19 protein-coding genes are annotated in these 22,435 nt (G+C 70.7%); 3 read left to right on the top strand and 16 right to left on the bottom strand.

All coding sequences use genetic code 11. From position 1 onward, the window contains the following. Window positions 1-343: 343 nt before the first annotated feature. The 16 genes from Pla133_RS26110 to Pla133_RS08555 all read right to left on the bottom strand — a co-directional run bounded on the left by Pla133_RS26110 (window position 344) and on the right by Pla133_RS08555 (window position 17,751). Window positions 344-1,057, bottom strand: a complete 714-nt coding sequence (locus tag Pla133_RS26110) for a hypothetical protein (protein WP_419192257.1) — start codon at window positions 1,055-1,057, stop codon at window positions 344-346. A gap of 42 nt (window positions 1,058-1,099) precedes the next feature. Continuing rightward, on the bottom strand, window positions 1,100-2,011 hold the full coding sequence (locus Pla133_RS08625; RefSeq protein ID WP_419195436.1) for a HEAT repeat domain-containing protein: 912 nt from the start codon (window positions 2,009-2,011) through the stop codon (window positions 1,100-1,102). Window positions 2,012-2,215: 204 nt separating this feature from the next. Next, complete coding sequence (locus Pla133_RS08620) at window positions 2,216-3,484, bottom strand: glycosyltransferase family 4 protein (protein WP_145064512.1); 1,269 nt, start codon at window positions 3,482-3,484, stop codon at window positions 2,216-2,218. Beyond that, complete coding sequence (locus tag Pla133_RS08615; protein ID WP_419192478.1) at window positions 3,481-4,881, bottom strand: glycosyltransferase; 1,401 nt, start codon at window positions 4,879-4,881, stop codon at window positions 3,481-3,483. The genes Pla133_RS08620 and Pla133_RS08615 overlap by 4 nt, the downstream gene beginning before the upstream one ends. A gap of 2 nt (window positions 4,882-4,883) precedes the next feature. Further along, a complete protein-coding gene (locus Pla133_RS08610; RefSeq protein ID WP_145064510.1) occupies window positions 4,884-6,356 on the bottom strand; it encodes a glycosyltransferase in 1,473 nt (490 codons plus the stop codon). Between the two features lie 12 nt (window positions 6,357-6,368). Beyond that, window positions 6,369-7,496 (bottom strand): glycosyltransferase family 2 protein, encoded by a 1,128-nt coding sequence (locus Pla133_RS08605; RefSeq protein ID WP_145064509.1) that lies wholly within the window; start codon window positions 7,494-7,496, stop codon window positions 6,369-6,371. Further along, window positions 7,493-9,220 carry a PIG-L family deacetylase gene (locus Pla133_RS08600; protein ID WP_419192255.1) on the bottom strand — a complete coding sequence of 576 codons (1,728 nt, stop codon included), beginning with the start codon at window positions 9,218-9,220 and terminating at the stop codon, window positions 7,493-7,495. Before Pla133_RS08600 ends, Pla133_RS08605 begins: the two co-directional genes overlap by 4 nt. Before the next feature lie 143 nt (window positions 9,221-9,363). Continuing rightward, window positions 9,364-10,044, bottom strand: a complete 681-nt coding sequence (locus tag Pla133_RS08595) for a PIG-L deacetylase family protein (RefSeq protein ID WP_145064507.1) — start codon at window positions 10,042-10,044, stop codon at window positions 9,364-9,366. Further along, window positions 10,041-11,312 carry a glycosyltransferase family 2 protein gene (locus Pla133_RS08590; protein WP_419192254.1) on the bottom strand — a complete coding sequence of 424 codons (1,272 nt, stop codon included), beginning with the start codon at window positions 11,310-11,312 and terminating at the stop codon, window positions 10,041-10,043. The genes Pla133_RS08595 and Pla133_RS08590 overlap by 4 nt, the downstream gene beginning before the upstream one ends. After that, window positions 11,309-12,595: an ABC transporter ATP-binding protein gene (locus Pla133_RS08585; protein WP_145064505.1), complete on the bottom strand. Its 1,287-nt coding sequence runs from the start codon at window positions 12,593-12,595 to the stop codon at window positions 11,309-11,311. The genes Pla133_RS08590 and Pla133_RS08585 overlap by 4 nt, the downstream gene beginning before the upstream one ends. Before the next feature lie 2 nt (window positions 12,596-12,597). Next, the gene (locus tag Pla133_RS08580; protein WP_145064504.1) at window positions 12,598-13,551 is read right to left on the bottom strand and encodes an ABC transporter permease; all 954 of its coding nucleotides are present in this window, start codon (window positions 13,549-13,551) and stop codon (window positions 12,598-12,600) included. A 110-nt stretch (window positions 13,552-13,661) separates the two neighbouring features. After that, the gene (locus tag Pla133_RS08575; protein ID WP_145064503.1) at window positions 13,662-14,168 is read right to left on the bottom strand and encodes a hypothetical protein; all 507 of its coding nucleotides are present in this window, start codon (window positions 14,166-14,168) and stop codon (window positions 13,662-13,664) included. A gap of 5 nt (window positions 14,169-14,173) precedes the next feature. Next, the gene (gene der, locus Pla133_RS08570; protein WP_145064502.1) at window positions 14,174-15,529 is read right to left on the bottom strand and encodes a ribosome biogenesis GTPase Der; all 1,356 of its coding nucleotides are present in this window, start codon (window positions 15,527-15,529) and stop codon (window positions 14,174-14,176) included. Between the two features lie 97 nt (window positions 15,530-15,626). Beyond that, the gene (locus tag Pla133_RS08565) at window positions 15,627-16,478 is read right to left on the bottom strand and encodes a 7-carboxy-7-deazaguanine synthase QueE (protein WP_145064501.1); all 852 of its coding nucleotides are present in this window, start codon (window positions 16,476-16,478) and stop codon (window positions 15,627-15,629) included. 104 nt (window positions 16,479-16,582) lie between these two features. Next, window positions 16,583-16,837: a small basic protein gene (locus Pla133_RS08560; protein WP_145064500.1), complete on the bottom strand. Its 255-nt coding sequence runs from the start codon at window positions 16,835-16,837 to the stop codon at window positions 16,583-16,585. Window positions 16,838-17,022: 185 nt separating this feature from the next. After that, window positions 17,023-17,751, bottom strand: a complete 729-nt coding sequence (locus tag Pla133_RS08555; RefSeq protein WP_145064499.1) for a hypothetical protein — start codon at window positions 17,749-17,751, stop codon at window positions 17,023-17,025. A gap of 154 nt (window positions 17,752-17,905) precedes the next feature. Here Pla133_RS08555 and Pla133_RS08550 point away from each other — a divergent pair, with 154 nt between their 5' ends. From Pla133_RS08550 to Pla133_RS08540, 3 genes are all read left to right on the top strand, one after another. After that, the gene (locus Pla133_RS08550) at window positions 17,906-19,798 is read left to right on the top strand and encodes a CRTAC1 family protein (protein ID WP_145064498.1); all 1,893 of its coding nucleotides are present in this window, start codon (window positions 17,906-17,908) and stop codon (window positions 19,796-19,798) included. A gap of 184 nt (window positions 19,799-19,982) precedes the next feature. Beyond that, the gene (locus tag Pla133_RS08545; RefSeq protein ID WP_145064497.1) at window positions 19,983-21,131 is read left to right on the top strand and encodes a saccharopine dehydrogenase family protein; all 1,149 of its coding nucleotides are present in this window, start codon (window positions 19,983-19,985) and stop codon (window positions 21,129-21,131) included. 13 nt (window positions 21,132-21,144) lie between these two features. Continuing rightward, window positions 21,145-22,311, top strand: coding sequence for a tetratricopeptide repeat protein (locus tag Pla133_RS08540; protein ID WP_145064496.1), 1,167 nt, complete (start codon window positions 21,145-21,147; stop codon window positions 22,309-22,311). Window positions 22,312-22,435: the final 124 nt, after the last annotated feature.

Genomic DNA, 22,435 nt, shown 5'->3' with positions numbered 1-22,435 from the left:
TCGCTCCACCCTCCACCACCTATCGGCACATCATGCCACCGAGCGCCAACTCGTGTGGTAGGAATCCCCTCGTCCTGGAATAGATCCCGCATTCGAGGGCCATTCCGGGGACCTGGCCGGGGTGGGGTTTCGGCTGGCGCCACTCCGGGCGCCGGCGAGGGGCCCCCACGACCCCGTCAAGGCGGTGGGGCAAAGTGGAGCACTCGACCAGGCCCAGGCGCCCGAACGAGCCGTTCGCGGCCAGGCCGCGACCAGTCCCCGCGCGGCGCGGTGGCAGAAAGTGGAACGGCCCGGCTGCCGGCGCGGCCGCCGCGACCGGCCGACCGGTTCCGCGGCGCCCGGGTCAGTTGCCCGTCGGAAGGTCCTGACGCCCCTCGGAGCCGTCGCCGGCATCCGCGGGCTCGGATGCAACAGCAACCACCTCGTCGGCCTCGTCGGCCTCGTCGGCCTCGTCGGCCTCGTCGGCCTCGTCGCTGTCGTCGCTGTTGTCGCCGTCGCTGGCTCCAACACTGCCGTCGGCCGAAGGCTCGCCCTCGCCGGTCAGCTGGCTCTCCTCGGTCAGCCCCTCCCCCTCGAAGAGGCTCTGGAGCATGGCGCGCACCTCGTCCAGCCGCTCGGTGCCCAGGTCGAAGACCTCGACCTCGATCTCCTCCTTGCGGCGGGGCCGGCGGACGAGCATGTACTCGCCGCCCTTGCGCCGGGTCGCGCGACCCAGGAGCAGGCGTCGCTTACGCATCAGCAGCAGGCACAGGACGTAGCGCAGCTCGCGCAGGCGCGGCTCGTCGCGCTCCGCCAACTGGTGGAACACGTGCTCCAGAGCTTCCATGTCGACTTGCAGGCCACCACGGCGCTCGATCTGGCGCCGTGTCCTCCACCACAGGTCTCCGCTGCCCTCGCGCTCCTCGTTCCAGCAGGCCTTGCAGACGTCGTCCCGCAGGAGCGCCGCCGTGTCGTCGACCCGCAGGACCGAGTAGTGGGCCTCGCCATCGGCGAATTCCCGCTCGCAGTCGACGCAGGAGGGATGGCGGCGGGAGTACTTCCAGGTGGATTGGCTCATGGCCTGTCGGGGAGGTCGCGTGCGGATCGGTCCGCGGGTTCGTCAGCGTCGGTTGCGGTCCTGGCGGCGTTGGTCCTTCGACCACTGGCGCCAACCCGCCAGATCGCGCTTGGGGCCGCCGGCCAGGGCGACCAGCGCGTCCTGGGTGTCGTTCCAGAGGGTCATCTCGCCGTCCTCATACGCGCGCTCGAGTGTACTCAGCAGGGTCGGGATCGCCTCCAGGTCACCGAGGTGTCCCAGGCCTCGTGCACCCTCCCCCGCCACGGCCGGATCTCGATCGCGCGTTGCCCGTTCGAGGGCCTCGCGCAGGGCGCCGATTCGCAACTGGTGTCCGGCGCGCGCGGTGAGTGCGCGTACCGCCTGGGCCCGCACGACCCAATCGGGATCGTCGCTCGCGGTGCGTGCCAGGGCCGCGATCAGCTCCAGCTCGCCTTCGCCAGCGCTCGGCAGGCGACCCAGGAGGTCGGCGGCGCGCCGGCGCACCTGGGAACGCTCGTGGCCGAGCAGCTCGATCGCGGGCTCCAGGGCCGACACCCCGATCCGAGCGCAGGTCTCCGCCCCCAGGTGCGCCAGGATCTCGTCGTCCGTGGCGACCATGCCGGTCATCAACGGCAGGGAGTACTGGGCCATCAGCACCAGCTCCGACTGGGCCCGCTGGAAGGGAAAGTTGCGCGCTTCCGGCGAGCCCATCTTCGCCGTCTCGAAGGAGCGCACCATCTTGACCGAGAGGTTGTCGACCAGGAACCGGGCCAAGTCAGGGTTCGCCAGGGCCTGCTCCCGCGTCGCGCTCCAAGTCTCCCCGCCCTCGTCGTAGGCCGCGAGGGCGGCGCGGTACTCGGGGGGGAGCTGGTCGAATGAGACTCGCTTGGGACCCTCGGGCGTGCTGCAGCCGGCGGCCAGGGCCAGGAGCAGACCCGCCGGTCCCAACCGCGAGCGCGAAGTGCCGCGCTTCACTCGATCGCGGTCGTGCGCGGGCGTCCGGGTCGTCCCGGGCATGACGCGGCATGGGCTCGAATCCGCCGCGATCCGCGCGCGTGGCGCATCGCCGCCCGCGGCCCGGGAGGTGCCGGCGAGTTTCCGACCCAGGACGCCTGCCAGGATTGCCATCGCGGGATTGTAGGCCATCCCGGCCGGTCCCCAGCCCGCCGAAGGGGAGCCTCAGGCTTCGCGGAGACGACGGTCGACGCTGGCGCGATAGATGGCTTCGAGCTGCTCGCCCACCTGCTCCACGGTGGCCACGGGCGGGCGGCCGGCGGACAGGCGCTCGAGCAGCTCGCGGTCGCCCGCTAGTCGCGTGAGAACCCCGGCCAGGGCCTCGGCGTCGCCGCGCGGGAAGTGCAGGCCGTCGACGCCGTCGCGCACGGCTTCAGCCATGCCGCCGAAGCCCGTGACGACCACGGGCACCCCGTTGCGGAAGGCCTCCTGGATCGTCAGCGGCATGTTCTCGTACCAGACGCTGGGCACCACGAGCACGTCGACCGACTGCATTACCCGATCGACCTCCGCCGGCTCGAAGCGTCCGTGGAAGGTCACCGGCAAGCCCTCGGCCGCGGCGCGCAGGCGCTCGACGTAGTCGGGGAACCACTCGAGGATCCCGTGCACGTTCAGCTCGGCCACACCGGCGGGCAGATGACGCATGGCGTTGACCAGGACGTGCACGCCCTTCGACGGGTAGATCCCGCCGATGTAGCCGACGCGCAGCGCCGCGCCGCGCCGCGCCGGGCGCAGGGGGTGGTAGGTGCCCGGATAGCCCGCTTGCATGACCTCCACCTGGTCCTCGCGCAGGATGCGCGCCTCGACCATGCGTGCGGCCAGGAAGTGCGACGGGCAGATGACCCGGTCGGCCTCGCGCAGGAACCAGCGGTGGGTCTCGATGCGGTCGCGGGCCACCTCGGCCCAGCGGAAACTCGCCAGCTCCGGCCGCTCACCCACGGCCGCGTGGGGGTAGCGCTCGAGGCACGCGCTGCAGTCGCCGCTGGACGCCGTGGTGCAGAGCGACCCGTCGGGCCGCATCAGGGTGGCCGCGTCGCAGATCAGGTGGTAATCGTGCAGGGTCACCACCACCGCCGCGCCGGAGCGCCGGGCGAGGCCCACGCATTCGGCACCCCAGTGGGCGAAGTGCTGGAAGTGGACCAGCTCCGGTTTCAACTCGGCCAGCAGCTGCGCGAAGACGCTGGGCGTGACCGGCGGACGGAACGTCTCGCGCACGTCGCCGTACTCGCGCTGGTGCACGACTTCGAAGGTTGGAACGCCGTCCAGCTCGCCGCGGCGCACCTGGCCCTCGGGCGCGCTCAGATCGCGCTCGGTGAAGGCCACCGCCACCTCGTGGCCGGCGGCCAACATGTGGCAGGCCATCTGGTGGGCGTGGATCTCCGTCCCGCCGATGTGGGCCGGGAGGTAGTCGTGGACCACGGCGAGGATCCTCACGACGGCTCCTCCTCGAAGCCGAGCTCCACGGCGGAAGCGGCCTTGAGTCCCTCGTCCCAGGCGTCCTGGAACTCGATGGCGCGCTGCTCGTCGGCCTCGTCCACGGGTTCGACTGCCGGCGCGCCGGCGGTGATCGCGCGCTGGTAGAGCGTGACCGTGAGCCGCGCGTGGTCGACGCCGGTCAGACGACAATCGTCCGGAGCCGGGATTGCGGCACGCATGGCCTCGATGCGCGCGGGGTCGGCCAAGAGTTCGCCGATGACCCGCGCCAGGTCGGCGGGGTCGCCCTGGCGGTACAGGGCCGCGAAGCCCCGGCCCTGGGCGCGATCGAGCAGGGCGCCGGCGGCCGGCAGCAGGCTCGGCAGTCCCATCAGCAGGGCCTCGTCGAGCACGAGCCCCCAGGACTCGTGGGCGCGGGTGCCAGTCGCCATCAGGTGCACGTCGCTGACCGAGTTGCGGTCGAGCTCCGCCAGTTCGTAGGCGCTATGAAAGTGGACGTCCAGGCCCTCGCTGCGCTCGCGCAGGTGCGCCGCGAAGGCCGGGTCGACCTCGCCGCCGGCCAACTCCAGCCGCACAGCGTTCGGGTTCGGCAGCAGCCGCAGGGCTTCGATCAGGACGTCGGCTCCTTTGAGGGGCGCGAGGTGCCCCCAAGCGCCGATGCGCAGCGGCTCCCCCTCGCCGGGCAGAGCGCGGGGCGCTCGGCGAGCCAGCTGGACGTCGACCCCCGGCGGCAAGAGATCGATCTCTACATCGGACACGCCAAGGAACTGCCGCACCGTCTGGGCGTGCGAGCCGCAGGCGGCGATGCGGATCCGCGCGAGGTCGAGCTCGCGACGCAGGAACGCGGTGCGCTCGCCGAAGCGAGCTTCGGCCTGGGCGCGCGACATCCACGGCGTACGCGGCCGCAGGACGCTCGCGCAGTCCAGGCACGGGTCGGGCGCCATCTCGGCCTCGCAGAAGCTGCGAGTGTCCGGCCGCACGCGGAAGGTCAACAGACAGGTGCTCCACAGGTCCTGCAGGGTCACCACGGCCGGAATGCCGCAGCGCGCCGCGACAGCCACCAGATCGTTCGAGAGCCGCACCCAATGGTGCACGTGGACCACGTCGGGCCGTTCGCTGCGCAGGATCTCGGCGAAGGCGCGGGAGACGCGGGGCTCACGTCCCTTCTGCCAGTGATCGAAGTAGAGATCGCCGCGATGGAGCTTGTAGACAGTGATCGGACGCGACGCGCCCTCGTCGATCGAAGTCGTCGTGGCGAAGCCCGGCGACCAATCGAGGGTGCCCGCGATGACCACGACCTCGAGCCCTTCGGCGACCAAGTTGTGGGCCAGGGTGCGGACCGAGAGCTCGGTCCCCCCCACCTGCTCCGGCGGATAGCCGTGCAGGACCAGGGCCACCTTCAACCCGGTCCTCCGATCACGACCTGGTCGACGGTCCCACGCAGGGCGGCCCCGTAGAGCTCCTCGAGGGCCTCGGCATCGTCCTCGGCGGAGCGGATCTGCTTGTGGTCCGGGTACAGCGCCTCGAGCTGGCCGGGCTCCTCGAGGATCAACCGCAACCGGTGGCCGAGGTCGCGCGGGTCGCCCACCTCGAAGCGGAAGCCGGTCACCTCGGGCTCGACCAGCTCGGCCATGCCACCCAGGTTCGAGACCATCAGCGGCGTGCGCGTGGCCAGGGCCTCGAGGATGATCAGCGGCGAGTTCTCGTACCACACGCTGGGCACGACCAACAGGTCGACCCCGCGCAGGATCTCCGCCACGTCGCCGGCCTTGAGGCGCCCGCGCAGGGGCACCCCCATCGACGTGGCCAGCTCGCGCACCGCGCGCACGTAAGGGGGGTTGTGCTCGGTCGGACCGTAGACGGCCAGCTCCGCCTTGGCGCGCAGGTCGGCGGGAAGCTGCTGCCAGGCCTGCAACAGCACGTGCAGGCCCTTGTGCGGCACGATCGTGCCGATGAAGCCCACACGCAGCTTCTCGCCCCGGCGGCGTTCGAGCCCCTCGAAGCGGCGCAGGTCGATCCCCGTCCGCATGTGAAGGATCTGCTGCTCGGGGATGCCCCATTCGACGAAGGAACCGCGCAGGAAGCGGCTGGGGGCGATGAAGCGCGTGACCGCCGGCAGGATGCGCGCACGCAGGGCCTCGTCGCGCTCGCGGATCGAGTCGGCCATGACCTGTTCCTCGGGCGTGAGGGGCTCGGCGGCAACGGGCGCTTGCTCGGTGCCGTCGGGCATCCGCAGGGAGCCCGGCGGCGCCTGTTCGAGCGCGCCTTTGGAGGGCTGCAGCCGCGCCTCGAAGCGCCGCGCCGCCGGCCCCAGGTCGATCCCGGTCGCGCCGTTGACCGCGGCAATGACCTTCGCCATTCGGCGCTGGGTGTCGCTCTGTCGAAACTTGAAGTCGACCATGCAGCGGCCGCAGCGATCGGTGTCGATCGTGTGGCAGATCGAGCGATCGGCGTGCACTCGCTGGCCGAAGCGCGCGCACTGCAGCCAATAATCGTGCAGGGTGTAGAAGACCGGCGCGCGCTTGGCCGCCTCCTCGAGGCAGCCGACCGAGAGGTACATCAGGTGCATGAAGTGCACCACGTCCGGCTTCAGGTCGTCGAGGAAGTCGGCGAAGGTCCGCGCGATGGCCGGGTTGTCCCAGGTGCTGCGGAAGTCCTTGTAGAAGAGGTTGTTGACCAGCTCGTGGACCGGCAAGCCCTCGTACTCGCGCACGTTGACCGTCAGGTGCTTGCGGCCGATGTCCTTCTCGGTCGTGAAGACGTGCACCTCGTGGCCACGCTCCGCCAGCGCGCGCCCGCACTGGAAGGTGTAGATCTCCGTCCCCGCGGGGTGCTTGGGGAGGAAGTTGTGGCTGACGAAGAGGATCCGCATGGGGCCAAGAGGCTAACGCACCAGGGGCTGGACCAGCGCCCACCACAGGCGCAGGACGCCGTCGAGCAGGCCCGCCAGGCGCGCGGCGACGGGCTTGGCCACGAGTTGGGGCGAGAGGGTCAGGGGCCCCCCCACCAGCAGGTCGCGGTCGCGGGTGCGGCGCCCGGACTGGATCCGGCGGCGCTTGCGCAGGGTCGTCGGCAGATCACGCACGAAGACCCACTTGCCGCGCAGGTGCACGCCCAGGTGCCCGGAGCGCAGGACGAACACGAGCCACGCGAGTTCGTAGACCAGGATCCCGGGCGAGCTCAAGAGCAGCGTCCACCAACCGTGGTTCTTGATCAGGAGGATCCAGCGGTTGCGCGAGTGGTAGAAGGCGCGCCGGCGCGGGTACTGCTCGTTGCGGAAGCTGATGCCGGGGGTACCGGCGTTGTGGAGCACGATCGCGTCTTCCACCGACAGGATCCGATGCCCGGCGATGCGCAGGCGCAGGCTCAAGTCGAAGTCCTCGAACAGGATGAAGAAGTCCTCGTCGTAGCCGCCCTGGTCGAGGGCGATATCGCGATCGATCAGGGCGCAGATCGAGACCAGGCCGTCCACCGGCACGGTGCCGTGGCCCTCGGCCTGGGCCAGGGGGCGCCAGAAGTTCCGCAGGGTGAACAGACCCACGTAGTGGAAGCTGGCCCCGTCGTAGTGGACCGTCGAGGGGTCCGAATGCACCAGCGAGCGGGGCTGGGCCAGGACCGCGGCGTGGTCCGCCTCGAGGGCCGCGCGCAGCTTGGCGAGCACATCGGGCTCGAGCACCGCGTCGTTGTCCACGGCCAGGACCCAACGGTTGCGCGCCGCCCGCATGCCCGCGTTGCGCGCGGTCCCAGGCCCCCCGTTGACCCCCAGCGCCAACACGTCGACGCTCGGGTAATCGCGCTCCAGGATCTCGATCGAGCGGTCGGTGGAGCCGTTGTCCACCACCAGGATCTCGTCCAGCTCCTCGCCCATGGCCAGCAGCGCGTCCAGGCAGGCGGCCAGATAGGTCTCGCCGTTGAAGTTGCAGACGACCGCGCTGACGGCGGCGATGCGCGGCCCGGCGGGTGCGCCCTGGTCACGCCCCCCCCCGGCGACCGGCTGTCCGTCGGCGGTCACTTGAGCGGCAACTCGAAGTCGTCCGCGCGCACGGGCTCGCGGTGGGCCAGGCAGTACGGAATGTTCACGACCACGCTCCAGCCGGCGCGCACGAGCACCCACCAGGCACCGGGCGTCTCCCGGATCGAGCGGCCGATGCCGATCGTCCCGGTGGCGTCGGTGACGCTGCCCTTGGCCTCCGACTTGGAACCGCGCAGCAGCACCCGCGTGAGCACCAGCCAGGGCAGGCGCACGAGGTCACCGAGGGGCGCGTACTTGAACATCGTCAGCCAGGCGTTGCGCGCGTGGAAGTACAGGCTGCGCTTGCCCATCTTGATGCCGAAGGGCGTGCGGTGGAACGTCTCCACCCCCGGGTACTGCAGCACGCGGTAGCCGCGGTTCAGCAGGCGGCAGGTCAGGTCGCGCTCGTTGCCGTAGATGAACAGGCGCTCGTCGTAGTAGCCCGCCTCGCGGATCGCCGCCGAGCGCGCCAGGCTCGCGCAGCCGCGGAAGGTGCTCATGTAGCGCTCGGTGTTGACGCGCTCGGAGCTCTTGTAGCTCTCGGGCATGCCCGGCTCGACGATCTTGGTGGAGACGATCGCGGTGCTCGCGGGCTCTTTCAGCAGGCGCGCGGTGGTCTTCTCGAGCCACTCCGGCGGCATCACGATGTCGTCGTCGAGGATCGCGGTCAGCTCGGTGGTGACGCAGGCGAAGCCGATGTTGAAGGTCTCGCAGGCGCCGTAGGCCGAGTGCGGCATCGACACCACGCGCACCTCGGGATAGCGCTCGCGGATCGTGCGCACGGTCGCGTCCGAGCTGCAGTTGTCGACCACGACCACCTCGGCGAAGGGCAGGGTCTGGGCCCGGATCGCGTCCAGGTTGGCGCAGACGTCCTCGACCTTGTTCCAGGTGGAGATCACCGCCGTGGTCTCGGGCAGGCCGCGGCGCGCGGCGACCGATTGGCCGCTGGTCGCGTTGCCGCTCCAGGGCCCCGGGTTGGCGGCGTTGGAGGGCAGGCCGTGGCCGGCCCCGAACAGGCTGTCCAGGAGCGCGCCGACGCGGCCTTCGTAGGTGGCCAGGTCGTCGCTCGAGAGGTCCGCGAAGCCCTCCACGAAGCGCACGCTGGCGTCCTCGATGTTCACCGTGCGCGCACGGTCGACGGCCTCGGCCTTGCCCACCAGGTCGTGGTAGCGCAGCTGGCTCTCGAAGCAGCGGATCGCGGCGACCTTCGCATCCCATTGGGCGGTGGTGTCGAACAGCACGCCGGCGGTGACCTGGTTGTTGACCCCGTAGAGCAGCACGCGGCGCTCGGGACCGCGGGCCAGGGCCGCCATCAGGGCATGGCTCGCGGCGCGGTGGTCGGGGTGCATCTCCTGGGGCGAGGGCCCGTAGACCAACTCGGGCTCGAACGCCTCGAGTTCCGCCGACATCCGCGCGACCAGGTCCGGAAGGGCGCCCAGAGTCCCGTCGGGGAGGCCCAGGAAGCGCTGGTCGGTGACTCCCAGGGCCTCGCCGGCGGCCCGGTCTTCGGCCACGCGGGCCGCCCGGATGTCGGCTTCCTTCGAGCCCGGGTCGCCGGCTGCGCCGTCGGTCAGGACGACCACGCGCACTTCGTCTCCCCGCAGGGCGTGGAAGGCCAGCATGCCTCCGCAGCCGAAGACCTCGTCGTCGGCGTGGGGAGCGATGCAGAGCACGCGCCGCGGGAGGGAGGACGGGTCGGCGAGGGGGGGGAAGAGGGGCTTCAAGAGCGCTTTCTGGGCCAGGGAGAGCGGCAAAGTCTACCGCCGTGCCGGTCTCGAGGCCCGGGCGGGCGCCCCGCTTCCGGACGGGGCGCGCCGTTTGGCGGCGGTCTTGTGCCTGGCACCTGACGTCCGCCTACTCTGTCGCCTCACAGGGGCGCGAAGCCCTCGGCGTAGGCCTCCCCGCCGCGGGGCAGGTAGAGGCTTCTGTGGGCGTTGAGGCCGCGGATGCAGTGGACCAGGTCCGTGTGGGCGAGCTGTGAGCGGTGCTCGCGCAGGCCCGCGGCCTTGCGCTCGAAGAGTTCGGTGATGTCGACCACGCGGGTCGGCACGAGCGCGGACCAGACTTCATACCCCCAGGCTTCGCCCTGGAAGCCGGCCAGCTCCAGGGCGGCGCGGGTCACCTTGGCCAGCACGTGGTGGTCCACGTGGTGCTCGCCGATCCAGGGGGCGTAGACCGTCGCGGGGCGCTTGTCGGCGATCACCGCCGCCAGGCGTTCGACTCCGGCCTGGAACTCGGCCGGGCCGGGCTCGTGACCCTCGGGGTAGCCCCAGAACTCGTAGCTGGAGAGCCCCAGGTGCGCGCCGCCCGCGCGGGCTTCACGCTGCCGCAGGGCGATGAACTCCTCGCGCGGCAGGTCGCTTCCCGCGTTGCCGGCCGCGCCGTCGTAGACCACGACCACGTGCACCTGGTCGCCCTGGGCGGCGTGCAGGCCGGCGGTGCAGCCCGGTCCGATCAGGTCGTCGTCGGGGTGCGGGGCCAGGAGCAGCACCGGCCCGCGCCGCAGCTCCCCCACCACCTCGGGCAGGGGCGAGCGTTGCTCGCTCATCGACTCACCCCGTCCGCCGTGCGGGCGGCGGACTCCCACTCGTCCTCACGCATGGGTTCCAGTCGCCCAGGCGCCGTCTTGACCAGGCGCCACGCGCCGATCAGCGCGCCCGTGTCCAGGTCCAGCGCGCGCAGGTAGTAGGCGCCCTCGAACCACCAGGTCCAGGTGTCGTCGGCGCAGCGCCAGCGGTCGCCCTCGCCGACCACCCCGCAGGCCAGGAGGAACTTGGGCGAGAGCCCCACCTCCACCACGAAGCGTCGGCGCGAGCCGAACTCCAGCTCCGGCGGCTCCGCGCAGGGTCCCAGGTCGACCATGGGGTGCAGCTCGCCGCCGGCACCCTCCCACTGCGCGCCCTTCTTCGACAGCCAGGCCGCCAGGCGCGCGCCCAGGCGTCCGTAGAACTTGCTGAAGTAGGCCGCCTGGGCCAAGTGCTGGCGTCGCTGGGGCTCGCCGGCGAAGGAAGCGCCGAAGCCGGCCGAGCGCGACCAGTGGTGCAACACCCGCGCGTTGCCCAGGTGCACGTTGCGGTAGCCCAGTCGGTTCAAGGTCCGGAACAGGTCCGTGTCCTCGAAGTAGAGCGGGTAGCGCGGGTCGAGCAACGGGTAGGGCAGCTCGGCGATGACCTCGCGCCGCAGCATCACGCAGCAGCCCGAGAGCATGTCCGCGTCGATCGGACCGTCTGCCGTCCACCACTCGATCGCCGCGCGAGTGCGCCTCTTGCTGTACGCGCGGGTGAACCAGGGCCGCCACTGGGCCAGGTTCATCAGCGCGTGCTCGGCCACCGTCGGCAGGGCATTGCGTGGCAGGTTCAGGGCCTGACCCGGATCGATCGTGGCTCGCGGATCCACGGCGCCCACGTCCGCGTGGTCGACCAGGAACTCGAGCATCGTGCCGATCGCGCCCGGCAGGATGAACAGGTCCGGGTTGAGCAGGGCGACCATGTCCTGGGGCCCGCCGGAGGTGTGCTCCAGGGCCAGGTTCATGCCGCCGGCGTAGCCCAGGTTGTCGCCGGCTGCCACGACCACGACGCCCAGGGACTCCAGCTCCGCCAGGGCGGCGCTCTGGTCGGCCGGCGAGGCGTTGTCCACGACCACCACCTCGAGGTCCTCGGGCCGTCGCCCCTCGTCGCGCCATTCGCGCAGGAGCGAGCGCACGCACTGCACGGCGAAGGCACCGGTGTTGTAGTTCACCACCAGGGCCGACAATCGCCGGTGGTGGCGCGGGCCCACACCGACCTCGGGCGCCGGCGCGGCGGACGCCTCGCTCAACGGGCCTCCTCCGCCTCGCGCTCCACCGGTGCGGGGACCGGCCGGTCGTCGTTCAGACGCCAGGCGTGGTCGAGTCGGAACAGGCCGACGTCGCGGGTGACCGAGCGCACGACCAGGTTCTCCGGCAGCAGGAACTCCTGGTACTTGTGCACGCCGCCCTCGTCGAGCAGCAGGATCGGCACCAGGAACTGACCCGCGAGCAGCTTGACGTTCGGCATCTCGAGCACCGTACAGCCGGAGGTACCCTCGAGCTCGAGGCCGTCCAGGTGCGTCCCCATGCCGCCGCAGGTGGTCATGTCCTGGCGCAAGAAGCCCACCCCCAGGTGAATCGGCGTCGCCGCCGGATCGGGGTTCTCCCACCAGACTCGGATCTCGACACTGTCGCCCGAGGTGATCTCGTAGGTCTCCTCCTCGGTGCCGAGGCGGTAGACCCGCGCGTCGCGGATGCGCGGCAGCTTGACGCTCGCTCCGAGGTGGTCGGAGGCGTTGGGGATCTCGTCACCCAGGACCTCCTTCTGCTCGCCGATGTGGTCGCGCTGGAAGGCCGTGTACTCGTTGGTGACGTAAACCGAATCACCCTGGGCCGCGGCCCGACCGTCACGCATCCACAGGGCCTCGTCGCACAGCTGGCGCACGTCGTAGAGGCTGTGGCTGCAGAACAGGATCGTCTTGTTGCGCTGCTTGAAGCTGTAGATCTTGTCGATGCACTTCTTCTGGAAGTACATGTCGCCGACCGCGAAGACCTCGTCGATGATCAGGATGTCCGGGTCGACGGCCACCGCGATCGAGAAGCCCAGGCGCAGGCCCATCCCCGACGAGTAGGTCCGTACCGGCTCGTCGATGTAGTTGCCGAGCTCCGCGAACTCGATGATCTCGTCAACCTTGGCGGCCATCTCGCGGCGCGAGAAGCCCATCATCACGCCGTTCATGAAGATGTTGGCCCGGCCCGTGAAGTCCAGGTGGAAGCCCGCGCCCAGCTCCAGCAGACTGGCCACGCGGCCACGCATTTTGAGGCGACCCTCGGTCGGGGCAGTGATGCCCGAGAGCACCTTCAGAAGGGTCGACTTGCCCGCGCCGTTGGCCCCGCACAGGCCCATGGACGAGCCCGGACGCAGCTTGAAGTTCACGTCCCGCAGGGACCAGAACTGGCCGTGGCGCTGCAAGCGCCCGGCGCTGCCCCACTCGACGAAACGGTCGAGGGGGCGCTTGTACATGCGGTAGGCCTTGCCGAGGCCCTCGACCTCGATCGCCCAACCGTCACTCCTCGAGATGGATCCGGTCACGCTCAGACCTCGTCGGCGAAGCGCCGTTGGGACAGGACGAAGAAGGTGTAGCCGACCAGGAAGACGGCCACCGACCAGACCGCGAAGATCCCCAGGGAGCCGATGAATGAGTCTTCGCCCACGAAGGCGATCTCAGGCTGGCGGGACATCAGGACCACGCGCCAGGCGTAGATCAGGTGGTAGAGGGGGTTGAAGGCAAGGGAGTCCAGGAAGGGCTCGATGCTGCTCATCACCTCGGGGTTCGCGACCCAGAAGATGGGCGTGATGAACATCCAGATGGTGACCAGCAGGGTCGTGACCTGGATCGTGTCGCGCACGAAGACCTGCAGCGTCGCCAACAGCAGGCCCAAGCCGAAGGTGAACACGATCTGCAACAAGAGCAGCACCGGGATCCAGGCCAACATCGCCGTCGGCGGCGGGAAGATCGGCGTCTCCATGAAGAGGGCCGAGCCATGCAGCACGGCCACGTAGGCGACCACGCCGAACATCATCGTCACCAGATGGGTGAGGACCATGTTGAGCGGCAGGATCTCGGTCGGGAAGGCCAGCTTCTTGATCAGGTTGCCGTTCTCGACGATCACGTTGGTGGCGCGCACCAAGCCCTCGCCGAAGCCCGACCAGATCAAGATGCCGGTGAACATGTAGATGCCCATCGACGCCTCCAGCCCCTCGGGCAGATCCGGAAGCTTGAGGTCCAGGAGCCGCGCGAAGATGAAGTAGTAGACGACGAACATGAACACCGGGTACACGAGCGGCCACAGCCACCCGAGCAGGGTCCCTGTGAAGCGCGCCTCGAGCTCCCGGCGGACGGAGGTGTAGATCAGGTCTCGGTGCCGCGCGAGCATCGTCGGCAAGCCGACCAGTCGTCGCACAACGTGGGCCGGGCCGGGCGGGTCGGAGGTGATCCAACCGTCGTCGGAGGCATCCACGGCAATCGCTTCGGGAGGGGGCGTCATCGAAGGTTCTGCGGAAAGTTCTTGGGGGGGGTCTCTGGCAGCCGGGGCGTGAGTGGGCGGGGCCTCGACCTAGGTGCTGGCTCGCGCACCCTTCCGAGGTCCTTCAGCGGTCACCGCAGGTACCGGCGGTCCACCTCGCTGCCGACCTTGAAGTCCTCCACCGGGTCCAGGGACGAGCGCAACTGCTGCAGCAACACCCCCGCCTCCTGGACGTCGTCGGGCCCCCACTCCCACTTGGCGAACGCGGGATCGTTGGGGTTGACCATCGACATGTTGACCTGACGCTTGACCCGCACGCGCACGCTCCAGGCGCCGGCGCGCAGGGGCTCGTACTCGATCTCGGCCATCACGCGGTAGCCGTCCCCGCTGAAGGGCGCCAGGGAGTTGCGCCAGCCCGAGGTGATCTGCAGGCCGGTGGGGTCGGACTCGACCTTCTTGTAGCCGAGCCGCTCGAGGGCTCCGATCGACATGACGCGCAGCACGTTCTCGCTGGGCGCGGACACCTCGGCCTCCCTCCAGGTCGGCTTGGGCTCCCTGGGCGTGGTCGAGCAGCCCACGAAGACCGACAGGGGCAGCACCAGCAACAGCAGGCGCGCGAGGGCAGATTCGATGTTCATCGGCTTCAAGTCTCTTCGAGGACGGCGTCCTGCTTGTCGCGCAGCACGAAATGCATGGGGATCTCCTTGAAGGGCAGCTCCTCGCGGAAGCGGTTCTCCAAGTAGCGCAGGTAGTCCTTGGTCACGAGCCGCTTGTCGTTGACGAACAAGAGGATGCGCGGCGGACGCTCGGAGACCTGGGTGGCGTAGCGGATCTGCACCCGGTGGCCCTTCGAGCTGGGGTTCTTGGCCTGCAACGCGCGCTCGAGGACGCGGTTGAGCTCACCGGTGCCGACCCGCAGGGACGACTGCTCGAAGAGCTCCTCGCACAGGCGGAAGGTCTCCTCCACGTGCCAGCCGCTCTTGGCCGAGAGGAAGCTGAGCGGCACCCACGGCACCCCCGGCAGTTGCGTGGCCAGGTACGTCTCGAGGGCTTCGGGCTCCATCTTGCCCCGCGCCAGGTCCCACTTGTTCGCGCCCAGCACGAGCGGCTTGTGGTGGTCGACGACGTAGCGCGCCAGGCGCTTCTCGAGACCCGAGAGGGGCGCCGTGGCGTCGAACAACAACAGGGCCACGTCGGCCCGCCGCACGGCGCGGTAGGAACGCGTGTCGCTGAAGAAGTCGATCGGGTCGTCGAAGGAACTCTTCTTCTTGATGCCCGCGGTGTCGATCACGACGATCGTGTGGCCGTCGCGCTCGAGGATCACGTCCACCGCGTCGCGGGTCGTGCCGGGGATCTCCGACACGATCATGCGTTCCTCCTTGGCCAGGGCGTTGACCATGGTCGACTTGCCCGCGTTGCGACGCCCGACGATCGCCAGCTTGAGCGAGGGGCGGAAGCGCTCGGCCTCCCCCTCCACCGGCGGCAAGAGCTCGTTGATGCGCTCCACCAGGGCCACCATGCCGTCGCCGTTCTGGGCGCTGATCGCGATCGGCTCGCCGACGATGCCCAGGCGCCGGAAGGCGTCGACCTCCCAGTTGAACTTTTCGGTGTCGGCCTTGTTGCAGACCAACTGGACCGGCTTGGACAGGCCGCGCAGGCGCCTCGCAACCTCCACGTCCAGCGGCGTCACGCCGTCGCGCACGTCGACCATGAACAGGATCAGGTCCGCGGCCATGGTGGCCACGCGCACCTGCTCCTCCACGTGGGGACCCAGGTCGTGGCGATCCACGATGCCGATGCCGCCCGTGTCGATCACCTCGACCACGCGGGTGCGGTTGTAGCAGGGCAGCTCCACCCGCACGCCGATGCGGTCACGGGTGACGCCGGCGGTGGGCTCGACGATCGAGACCCGACTACCGAACAGGCGGTTCAGGAGCGTCGACTTACCCACGTTGGGTCGGCCGACAATGGCGATGCGATAGGGATCGGGGGAGGACATCGGAGTGCGCCGGGGCCCGTCACGGGCGAGTCGGCAGGGGATTCGGGCCTAGGAAGGTATCAGGCTCGGACGCCGGGGCGGCCTGGAGGGGCCGCCTTCAGGGCCGGTCCATCAGTCGGTGGAGCTGGGGCAGCAAGCGGGTCTCGAGGCCCAGCTCGAGGGCCAGCTCGACCACGGCGTCGAGTTCGGCCGCGGAGGGCTGGCCCGCGCGGGCCACGGGCGTCGCCGGCTGGATCACGATCGGCAGCTCCGCGCACAGCTCGGCCACGTCCTCGAGCACCTCGAGCACCTCCGCAACCGGCGATTGCGAAGTCACGATCAACTTGCCCACGGCGTCGCGTCCGCGCAGAAGCGGCAGGGTCTCCCGGCGGGTCGCGCGCCACTCGGCGGCGTTGCGGGGCACCGCGTCGTCCACGGGCTCGTGGCGCAGCTCGCCCTCCGGCGCCGACGACCCGCGCGGTAGCTCGACCGGCGGGCCCAGGTCGGAGGGCAACTTCAAGTCCAGGCTCACGTGCGCGATCACGTCGCGCACCCGCTCCAGGGCGTCGGGGTGGGCGCCGGCGGTCTCCAGGCGCAGGGGCCGCTGACCGAGCATCCCCGCCAGCTCCACCAGGAAGTCCGGCCACAAGAGCGGCTCGCCGCCCGTCAGGCTCACCGCTCGGGGGACCCCGGGCTCGGCCTGAGCGACCCAGCAGGCCACCTGGAAGGGGCTGGCCCAGGCGTCGTCGGTCGGATCACCACCGGCGATATGGGCCCGATCGCCCTCGCGCAGGAGCCACGAATGGGGCGTGTCGCAGTAACTACAGCGCAGGGGGCAGCCCCGCAGGCGCACGAACACCTGGGGCTCGCCCACATAGCGTCCCTCGCCCTGAATCGAGGCAAAGACCTCCAGGACCGGCGCACGCGCGCCGCGCCTGCGCGTCGCCGCCGCTGGGGTGGAGGTCCGCATGTCCAACTCGCTGAGCGCCCGCCGAACGGGGGTCCTGCGACCCGGCCGCCCGGCGCCACGCACGCAGCCCGCGCGCCGCCGGCTCGCACCGGCGGCGGACCGGACTACTTCTTCTTGGCCTTCTTGCCCTTTTCGTCGCCATCCTTGGCGTCGGCGGCACGCTGATCGGCGAGGGCCTTGGCCTTCTTGCCGGACACGATCTTGAATTTGGTCCGCATCTTCGGGAGCCCGAAGGACGAGTCGCCGGCGGGGTCGAGTCGACCGTCGGCAATCATCTTCTGGATGCGCTCGAAGCGGGTGAGGACGCTGCGCTCACCCTTGAGGGTGTCGACGCCACGGAGGCTTCTGTGGATGGACATGGCTGTTGGTCGGCGCTGTGGTTGGTCGGCGCCGTGTTTCGTCGGCGCCGATGAAGGGTCGCGTGCGCTCGGCCGCGGAGGACCGGTCGGTCAGTCAGGAGAAGGCTCGCCGCGCGCGTGTGGTCGCCCACAAGGGGCGCCGACGCGACGGCTGAATGGGCTGGGAAGCTAGCGCTCGATCAGATCTAGCGCTCGATGAGATTGTCGATGGCGTAGATGCCGGCAGTTGAGAACTCACCCACCCGGCCACTGGGGGCGGCTGCACCGCGCACCGCCTCGCGCAGGTCGAACAGGTCTTCCTGGGTGGGTGCGGCACCGACGACCACGACCAGCGCCGCGCCACTGGCCTGGGGCCGGGCAGCGGGGAGGCCCGCGTCGCGGAAGGCTTGGACGGTCGCGCCCGCCAACTCGCGGTTGCGCGCGGAGTTGGTGTCGTAGGTGATCGCCAGGACCGTGTAGCGGTTGTCGCGGTCGAGCAGGGCAGCATTCACCTCGGAGAACGCGCCCGAGGCGTCGTCGTCGAGGGAGCGCCCGTTCGGATCTTCGACGGGGCGAGCGGATCCGGAACCGGAATCCGGGCCAGCGGCGGACACGCCCGCGGCGCGGTTGCTGCCGAGGAAGAACCCCAGGGCGAAGACCAGTGCGAGGCAAGCCAGCACGATCGGCTGGACGAGTGGGAGAAAGAGCGAGGCGCGGGCTACGCCACCGGCAGCAGCGGAGCCAGGGGCCTGATGACGAGACGGCGCGACCGCAGGCGGCTCGGCTACCGACGACGGGCCCGCCGCGCCAGGCGCCGCCGCGGACGACGTCACCGAGGCGCGCTGATCGGCGCCACCGTCGGTGCTACCGTCAGCACTCCCGCGACGCTGGGCTTCCAGCTCGCGAAAGGCCTGCATCAGGTCCTTGCGTGCCATAGAGATCGGGTACCGGTCGCGGGAGGGTCCGTGGAGACCATCGAGCCGCGGAGCGAACCGCAGAGGTTACGGCCCCGAAGCGCCGACGGTCAACGGCCGGAGACCCTCGAGCGGCAGTTAGGATCCTCGGCCGCCCCGCGACCTGCAACTCCCCATGACCTCACACAGCCCCGCCCCGCTCGGCCTGACGACCCTTCTGGCCCTGGCCGGCCTGGCAGCCTGCTCCGATCCGGACCCGGTCTCGGCCCCGGTGACGGACACCGGCACGGCCGCCCGCGTCCAGGACAAGTCCCCCGAGACCGAGCCGCGGGGCTTTCCGGACGAGGCGGCCGCCCGCGGGCTGACCTACCGCAACCACAGCGGCGAACCCGGCAAGGCGACCATCCTGGAGGCCAATGGAGCCGGAGTGGCCCTGCTCGACCTGGGCGGTGACGGCGACCTGGACCTGGCCTTCTCCCAGGGCCTCGACACGCTCGGGAGTCTGATCACCGGCCCCGGCGCGGACGTCGAGCTGTTCGTCAACGACGGTGAGGGCCACTTCGAGCCCCTCCCTGGCCCCGGACTCTCGGGTTGGTGGACAGGCCTGGGCGCCGGGGACCTGGACGGCGACGGGCGCGCGGATCTGATGGTCGGAGGTTTCGGCGACGTGGCCGTCCTGCTCCAGAGCGAGGCCGGCGGGCTCGTGCCGGTGGCCGACCCGGGCACCATGCCGACCGAGGCCGAGGCCCCCGGCGCCCGCCTGGTCGTCGGCCAGCCCCGGGAAGCCGGTTCGGTGCCCCTGTGGACCACCAGCCTGGCCCTGTTCGACGCCGACCGCGACGGCTACCTGGACGCCTACCTGGGCCAGTACCTCGACCTGGATCCGGTCGCCCCCCCCATCGGGACCCTGGGCGATGGCGTGCTGTCGGTGCCCTGCCAATGGAAGGGCCTGAGCGTCTACTGCGGACCGCGGGGCCTCGTGGCCCAGTCCGATCGCATTCTGCGCGGCCGCGGCGACGGGACCTTCGAGGACAAGACCGCCGCCTGGCTACCCGACCACACGGCGGGCTTCACCCTCGGCGTGGTGGCCTTCGACGCGGAGGGCGATGGCGACGACGACCTCTACGTGGCCAACGATTCGGTGGCCAACCTGCTCTTGATCAACGACGGCACGGGGCGGCTGCGCGACGTCGCCCCCACGGCCGGCGTGGCCGTCAACCAGGACGGGATGCCCGAGGCCGGCATGGGCGTCGCGGTCGGCGACGTCGATCGCGACGGGCGCTTCGACCTGGCGGTGACGAACTTCTCGGACGAGCCGACCCAGGTCCTGTTCGGGGCCGACGTGGGCTTCACGACGCAGACCTACAGGCTCGGCCTCGGCAACGCCACGCGCCGGCTATTGTCGTGGGGAGTGCATCTGGTCGACTTCGACGGGGACGGCTGGCTCGAGCTGTTCACCGCTAATGGGCACGTGTATCCCCAGGCGGACGAGCCCAGCACCGGCACCAAGTACGGGCAGCCCGACGGCCTCTGGCGACTGGGTCCCTACGCCCGGGCCCAGGCCGTCGAACCCGCAACGGCGCAATCTATCCTGGCGCGTGATGTCGGCACTCGCGGAACCGCCGTGGGCGACCTGGACGGGGACGGCGCGCCCGACCTGGTCCTGGTCACGATCGACGGGCCCGCAGCCTTGGGCATGAACCGCACCGGGTCCGACGCCCATCGCCTGGTGGTGCGTTGCTTGGGGCCGAGCGTTCACGCCGAGGGGCAGGGCCCGCGCACGCCAGCGGACGGTCACGGTGCGACGGTCATCCTGGTGCCCGCCTTCCCGCGCGGCACGCCTGACTCCCAGCAGTTCGCGCTCAAGGCCGAGGTGATGACCGCCCAGGGCTACCAGTCGTCCTCGGCGCCGGAGCTCTACTTCGGGCTCGGCGACCTCGAGGGCTATGCGCGCCTCGACGTGCGTTGGCCCTCGGGTCGGGTCGAAAGCCTCGGCCCGGGAGCCGCCGATCGCCGGCTGGTGATCCGTGAGGGCCAGGGCTTGGTCGAGGACTCGCCACTGCGCTAGTCGCTAACCTGTTGCGCTCGATCAGCGCTGGCGGGCCCCCTTCATTGAGGGCTTCCGGCCACGACTTCCAAGCTCGGGCAGGCCCCGAGCGCTTCCAATCCAGCCGCGCGCCTGCGTGCGGATTCCCTGCCCGCGCGATCCCGTGCGGCGCCAACTGTCCGGCGCGGGTCCGACCCGCGCGATCATGACTGCCACGGATCGACACCACGTCTTCATCGCCGGCGGCGGCGGCATTGGCCGCGCCCTGGCCCTCCTGCTGCGCAACGAACCGACCCTGCCCTGCGCGGTCACCATCGGAGACCTCTCCCTCGACGCCGCGCGTTCGGCGGCCGAGTTCGCGACTGCGGACGGCGAGGATCCGCCGCCGGTCGCGATCGCCATGCCGGCCGACGGCGTGAGTGCGGAGTTGACCGCCGCCCTGTCCAGCGCCGACGCAATCATCGACTGCCTGCCAGGAGCACAGGCTCCGCGCATGGCGCGCCTGGCCCTCGAGCACGGGTTGCACTACCTCAACCTGACCGAGTACGTGCGCGAGACCGAGGAGATCCAAGGCCTGGCGCAGGGCGCGTCGACCTGCTTCGCCCTGCAGTGCGGCCTGGCACCCGGCTACATCAACGTGCTCGCGAACTCGCTGTTCGAGCGCGCCTGCGAGACTTGGGAGGTGAACGGGGTCGACTCGATCGCGATGCGCGTGGGCGCGCTGACCCGGCACGCGACCGCACCGCACTTCTACGGCTGGACCTGGAGTCCGGTGGGCGTGGCCACGGAGTACGTGGAGGACGCGATCGTGGTGCGCGAGGGCGAGACCTTGCGCGTGAAGTCCCTCTCCGAACGCCGCACGCTGTTGGTCGACGGTCGACAGTTCGAGGAGGACCTCACCTCCGGGGGCGCCGCTGACCTGCCCACCGCCCTGGCAGGACGGGTGCGACACCTGGACTACAAGACCCTGCGCCACCTCGGGCACTACGCCTGGGTGGACCGGCAACTGGCCGAGATCGGCGCGGGCACCGACCGCGCCGCGCGCTTGCAGGAGCGGATGGAAGCCGCCATCCCCCACTGCGACGACGACGAGGTGGCGATCTTCGCCTCGGTCGAGGGTCTCGACTCCCAGGGGCGCCGGCGCGCCCTGCGGCGCGGTTGGGTCTGCGATCCGATCGAGGTCGGCGGACGCCATCTGCGGGCGATCCAGTCCACCACTGCCGCCGGGGTGGCCGAGACCCTACGACTGATCCTGGAGCGCGGCCTGACCGGGCCCCTGCTCCAGAGTCAGATCCCGACCCGCGAATACCTCAGCGGCCCGTTCGTCAGGCTCGCTTTCGGCCTGCCACGGTAGGCTCGACCGCCCCATGCAACTCCGCCTCGCGACGCTCGTGTTCATGGCCTCGGCCCCCATCGCCCCCGCCCTGGGGGCGGGGCCCGGTTGTGCGCTGATCGCGGAGACGCAGGTGTCCGGAGCGACGCAGGACCAGCCCCTGAAGGCCGAGAGCCGCGCCGCCGTGGAGGCCCTCCAGGAGCTGCTCACCAGGCTCGAACTCGGGCTCCAGGGGCCTGCTCTCGAGTTGGGTCTGCCCCTGGTGGCCGAGGGCGGGATGCTCGCCGGCGACGGTCGCGCGGTGGCCACGGTCGCGCGGGCACTGTTCCAGGCCGGGCGCGAGAGCGAGGCGGACGCCCTGCTGGTGCGGGCCCGCGTGAGCCCGGACACCATCGGCTGGGTAGACCTCGAACGGGCTTGGATCGCGTTGCAGCGCGACCAGCTCGACGAGGCGCGCGCGCTCTTGATCGATCAATCGGGCGGAACCACGCCCCTGCGCCATCCGGAACTGCCGGCCGCTTGGATCCTGCTGGCTCGGGTTCAGGCCCGCGCGGGTCGTCTGGACCAGGCCGCGCTCTTTGCGCGGCGCTTCCTCGAGTTGGCGCCCCTGCACGAGGACGCGCCCAGCGCGTGGCACCTGCTCTCGCGCGACGCCGCCCAGCGCGGGGCCGGCGCCGAGGCCCAGGAACTGCTCGAGCGCTCGAACCAACTGCGCCAATGGCACGAGGTCATGCGGGTGCGGCGGCTCCAGATGCGCCAGACCCCCACCGAGCCCCTGCCGCGCCTGGGCCTGGCCCTGGGTTGGATGCAGGTGGAGGCCTGGGATCGCGCGGCGGCCGAACTCGAGGCCCTGCTCGCGATCCAGCCCGATTACTGCCGCGCTCGTTTTCACTTGGGCGAGGCGCGGCGCCTGGGCGGCGATGCAGCCGGAGCGATCGAGGCATACGGTGCGTGCATCGAGTGCGATGCCACCGACATGCGCCCGCGCCTCAACCGGGCTCTGTTGCTGCGCGCGGCCGGACGCAACGACGAGGCCCTGGCCGATCTCACGGCGGTGGCTTCGAGCGACGCGGCCGAGGACCCGCTGTTCCTCGGCGCTCACCTCGAGTTGGCCCGGGCCCTGCGCGACGCCGGGCGCACCGAGGACTCCGCCGCCGCCTACGAGCGCTACCGCGCGCTCGGCGGCGACGAAGAGCTCTGAATTCGAGCCTGGCCCCACGGGCGATCGAAACCGGGCCCCGGTGTCTACCACGATGGAGTCGCAACGGGCCGTGCCCGAGGCGTCCACGCCGAGCACGCAGAATGACGAGGCCCCCCCACCGCCG

The sequence above is a fragment of the Engelhardtia mirabilis genome (genome assembly GCF_007748095.1).
Classification (GTDB): Bacteria; Planctomycetota; UBA1135; order UBA1135.
The sequence above is the reverse complement of the archived record's forward strand: the minus strand, read 5'-3'. Positions and strand labels throughout refer to the sequence as shown.

What these genes read in the sequence shown, in the direction of transcription:
- Pla133_RS08545 (WP_145064497.1), top strand. Translation starts at nt 19,983, where the DNA reads ATGACTGCCACGGATCGACACCACGTCTTCATCGCCGGCGGCGGCGGC.
- Pla133_RS08565 (WP_145064501.1), bottom strand. Translation starts at nt 16,478, where the DNA reads ATGCGGACCTCCACCCCAGCGGCGGCGACGCGCAGGCGCGGCGCGCGT.
- Pla133_RS08540 (WP_145064496.1), top strand. Translation starts at nt 21,145, where the DNA reads ATGCAACTCCGCCTCGCGACGCTCGTGTTCATGGCCTCGGCCCCCATC.
- Pla133_RS08595 (WP_145064507.1), bottom strand. Translation starts at nt 10,044, where the DNA reads ATGAGCGAGCAACGCTCGCCCCTGCCCGAGGTGGTGGGGGAGCTGCGG.
- Pla133_RS08555 (WP_145064499.1), bottom strand. Translation starts at nt 17,751, where the DNA reads ATGGCACGCAAGGACCTGATGCAGGCCTTTCGCGAGCTGGAAGCCCAG.
- Pla133_RS08610 (WP_145064510.1), bottom strand. Translation starts at nt 6,356, where the DNA reads ATGCGGATCCTCTTCGTCAGCCACAACTTCCTCCCCAAGCACCCCGCG.
- Pla133_RS08580 (WP_145064504.1), bottom strand. Translation starts at nt 13,551, where the DNA reads ATGACGCCCCCTCCCGAAGCGATTGCCGTGGATGCCTCCGACGACGGT.
- Pla133_RS26110 (WP_419192257.1), bottom strand. Translation starts at nt 1,057, where the DNA reads ATGAGCCAATCCACCTGGAAGTACTCCCGCCGCCATCCCTCCTGCGTC.
- der (WP_145064502.1), bottom strand. Translation starts at nt 15,529, where the DNA reads ATGTCCTCCCCCGATCCCTATCGCATCGCCATTGTCGGCCGACCCAAC.
- Pla133_RS08575 (WP_145064503.1), bottom strand. Translation starts at nt 14,168, where the DNA reads ATGAACATCGAATCTGCCCTCGCGCGCCTGCTGTTGCTGGTGCTGCCC.
- Pla133_RS08550 (WP_145064498.1), top strand. Translation starts at nt 17,906, where the DNA reads ATGACCTCACACAGCCCCGCCCCGCTCGGCCTGACGACCCTTCTGGCC.
- Pla133_RS08560 (WP_145064500.1), bottom strand. Translation starts at nt 16,837, where the DNA reads ATGTCCATCCACAGAAGCCTCCGTGGCGTCGACACCCTCAAGGGTGAG.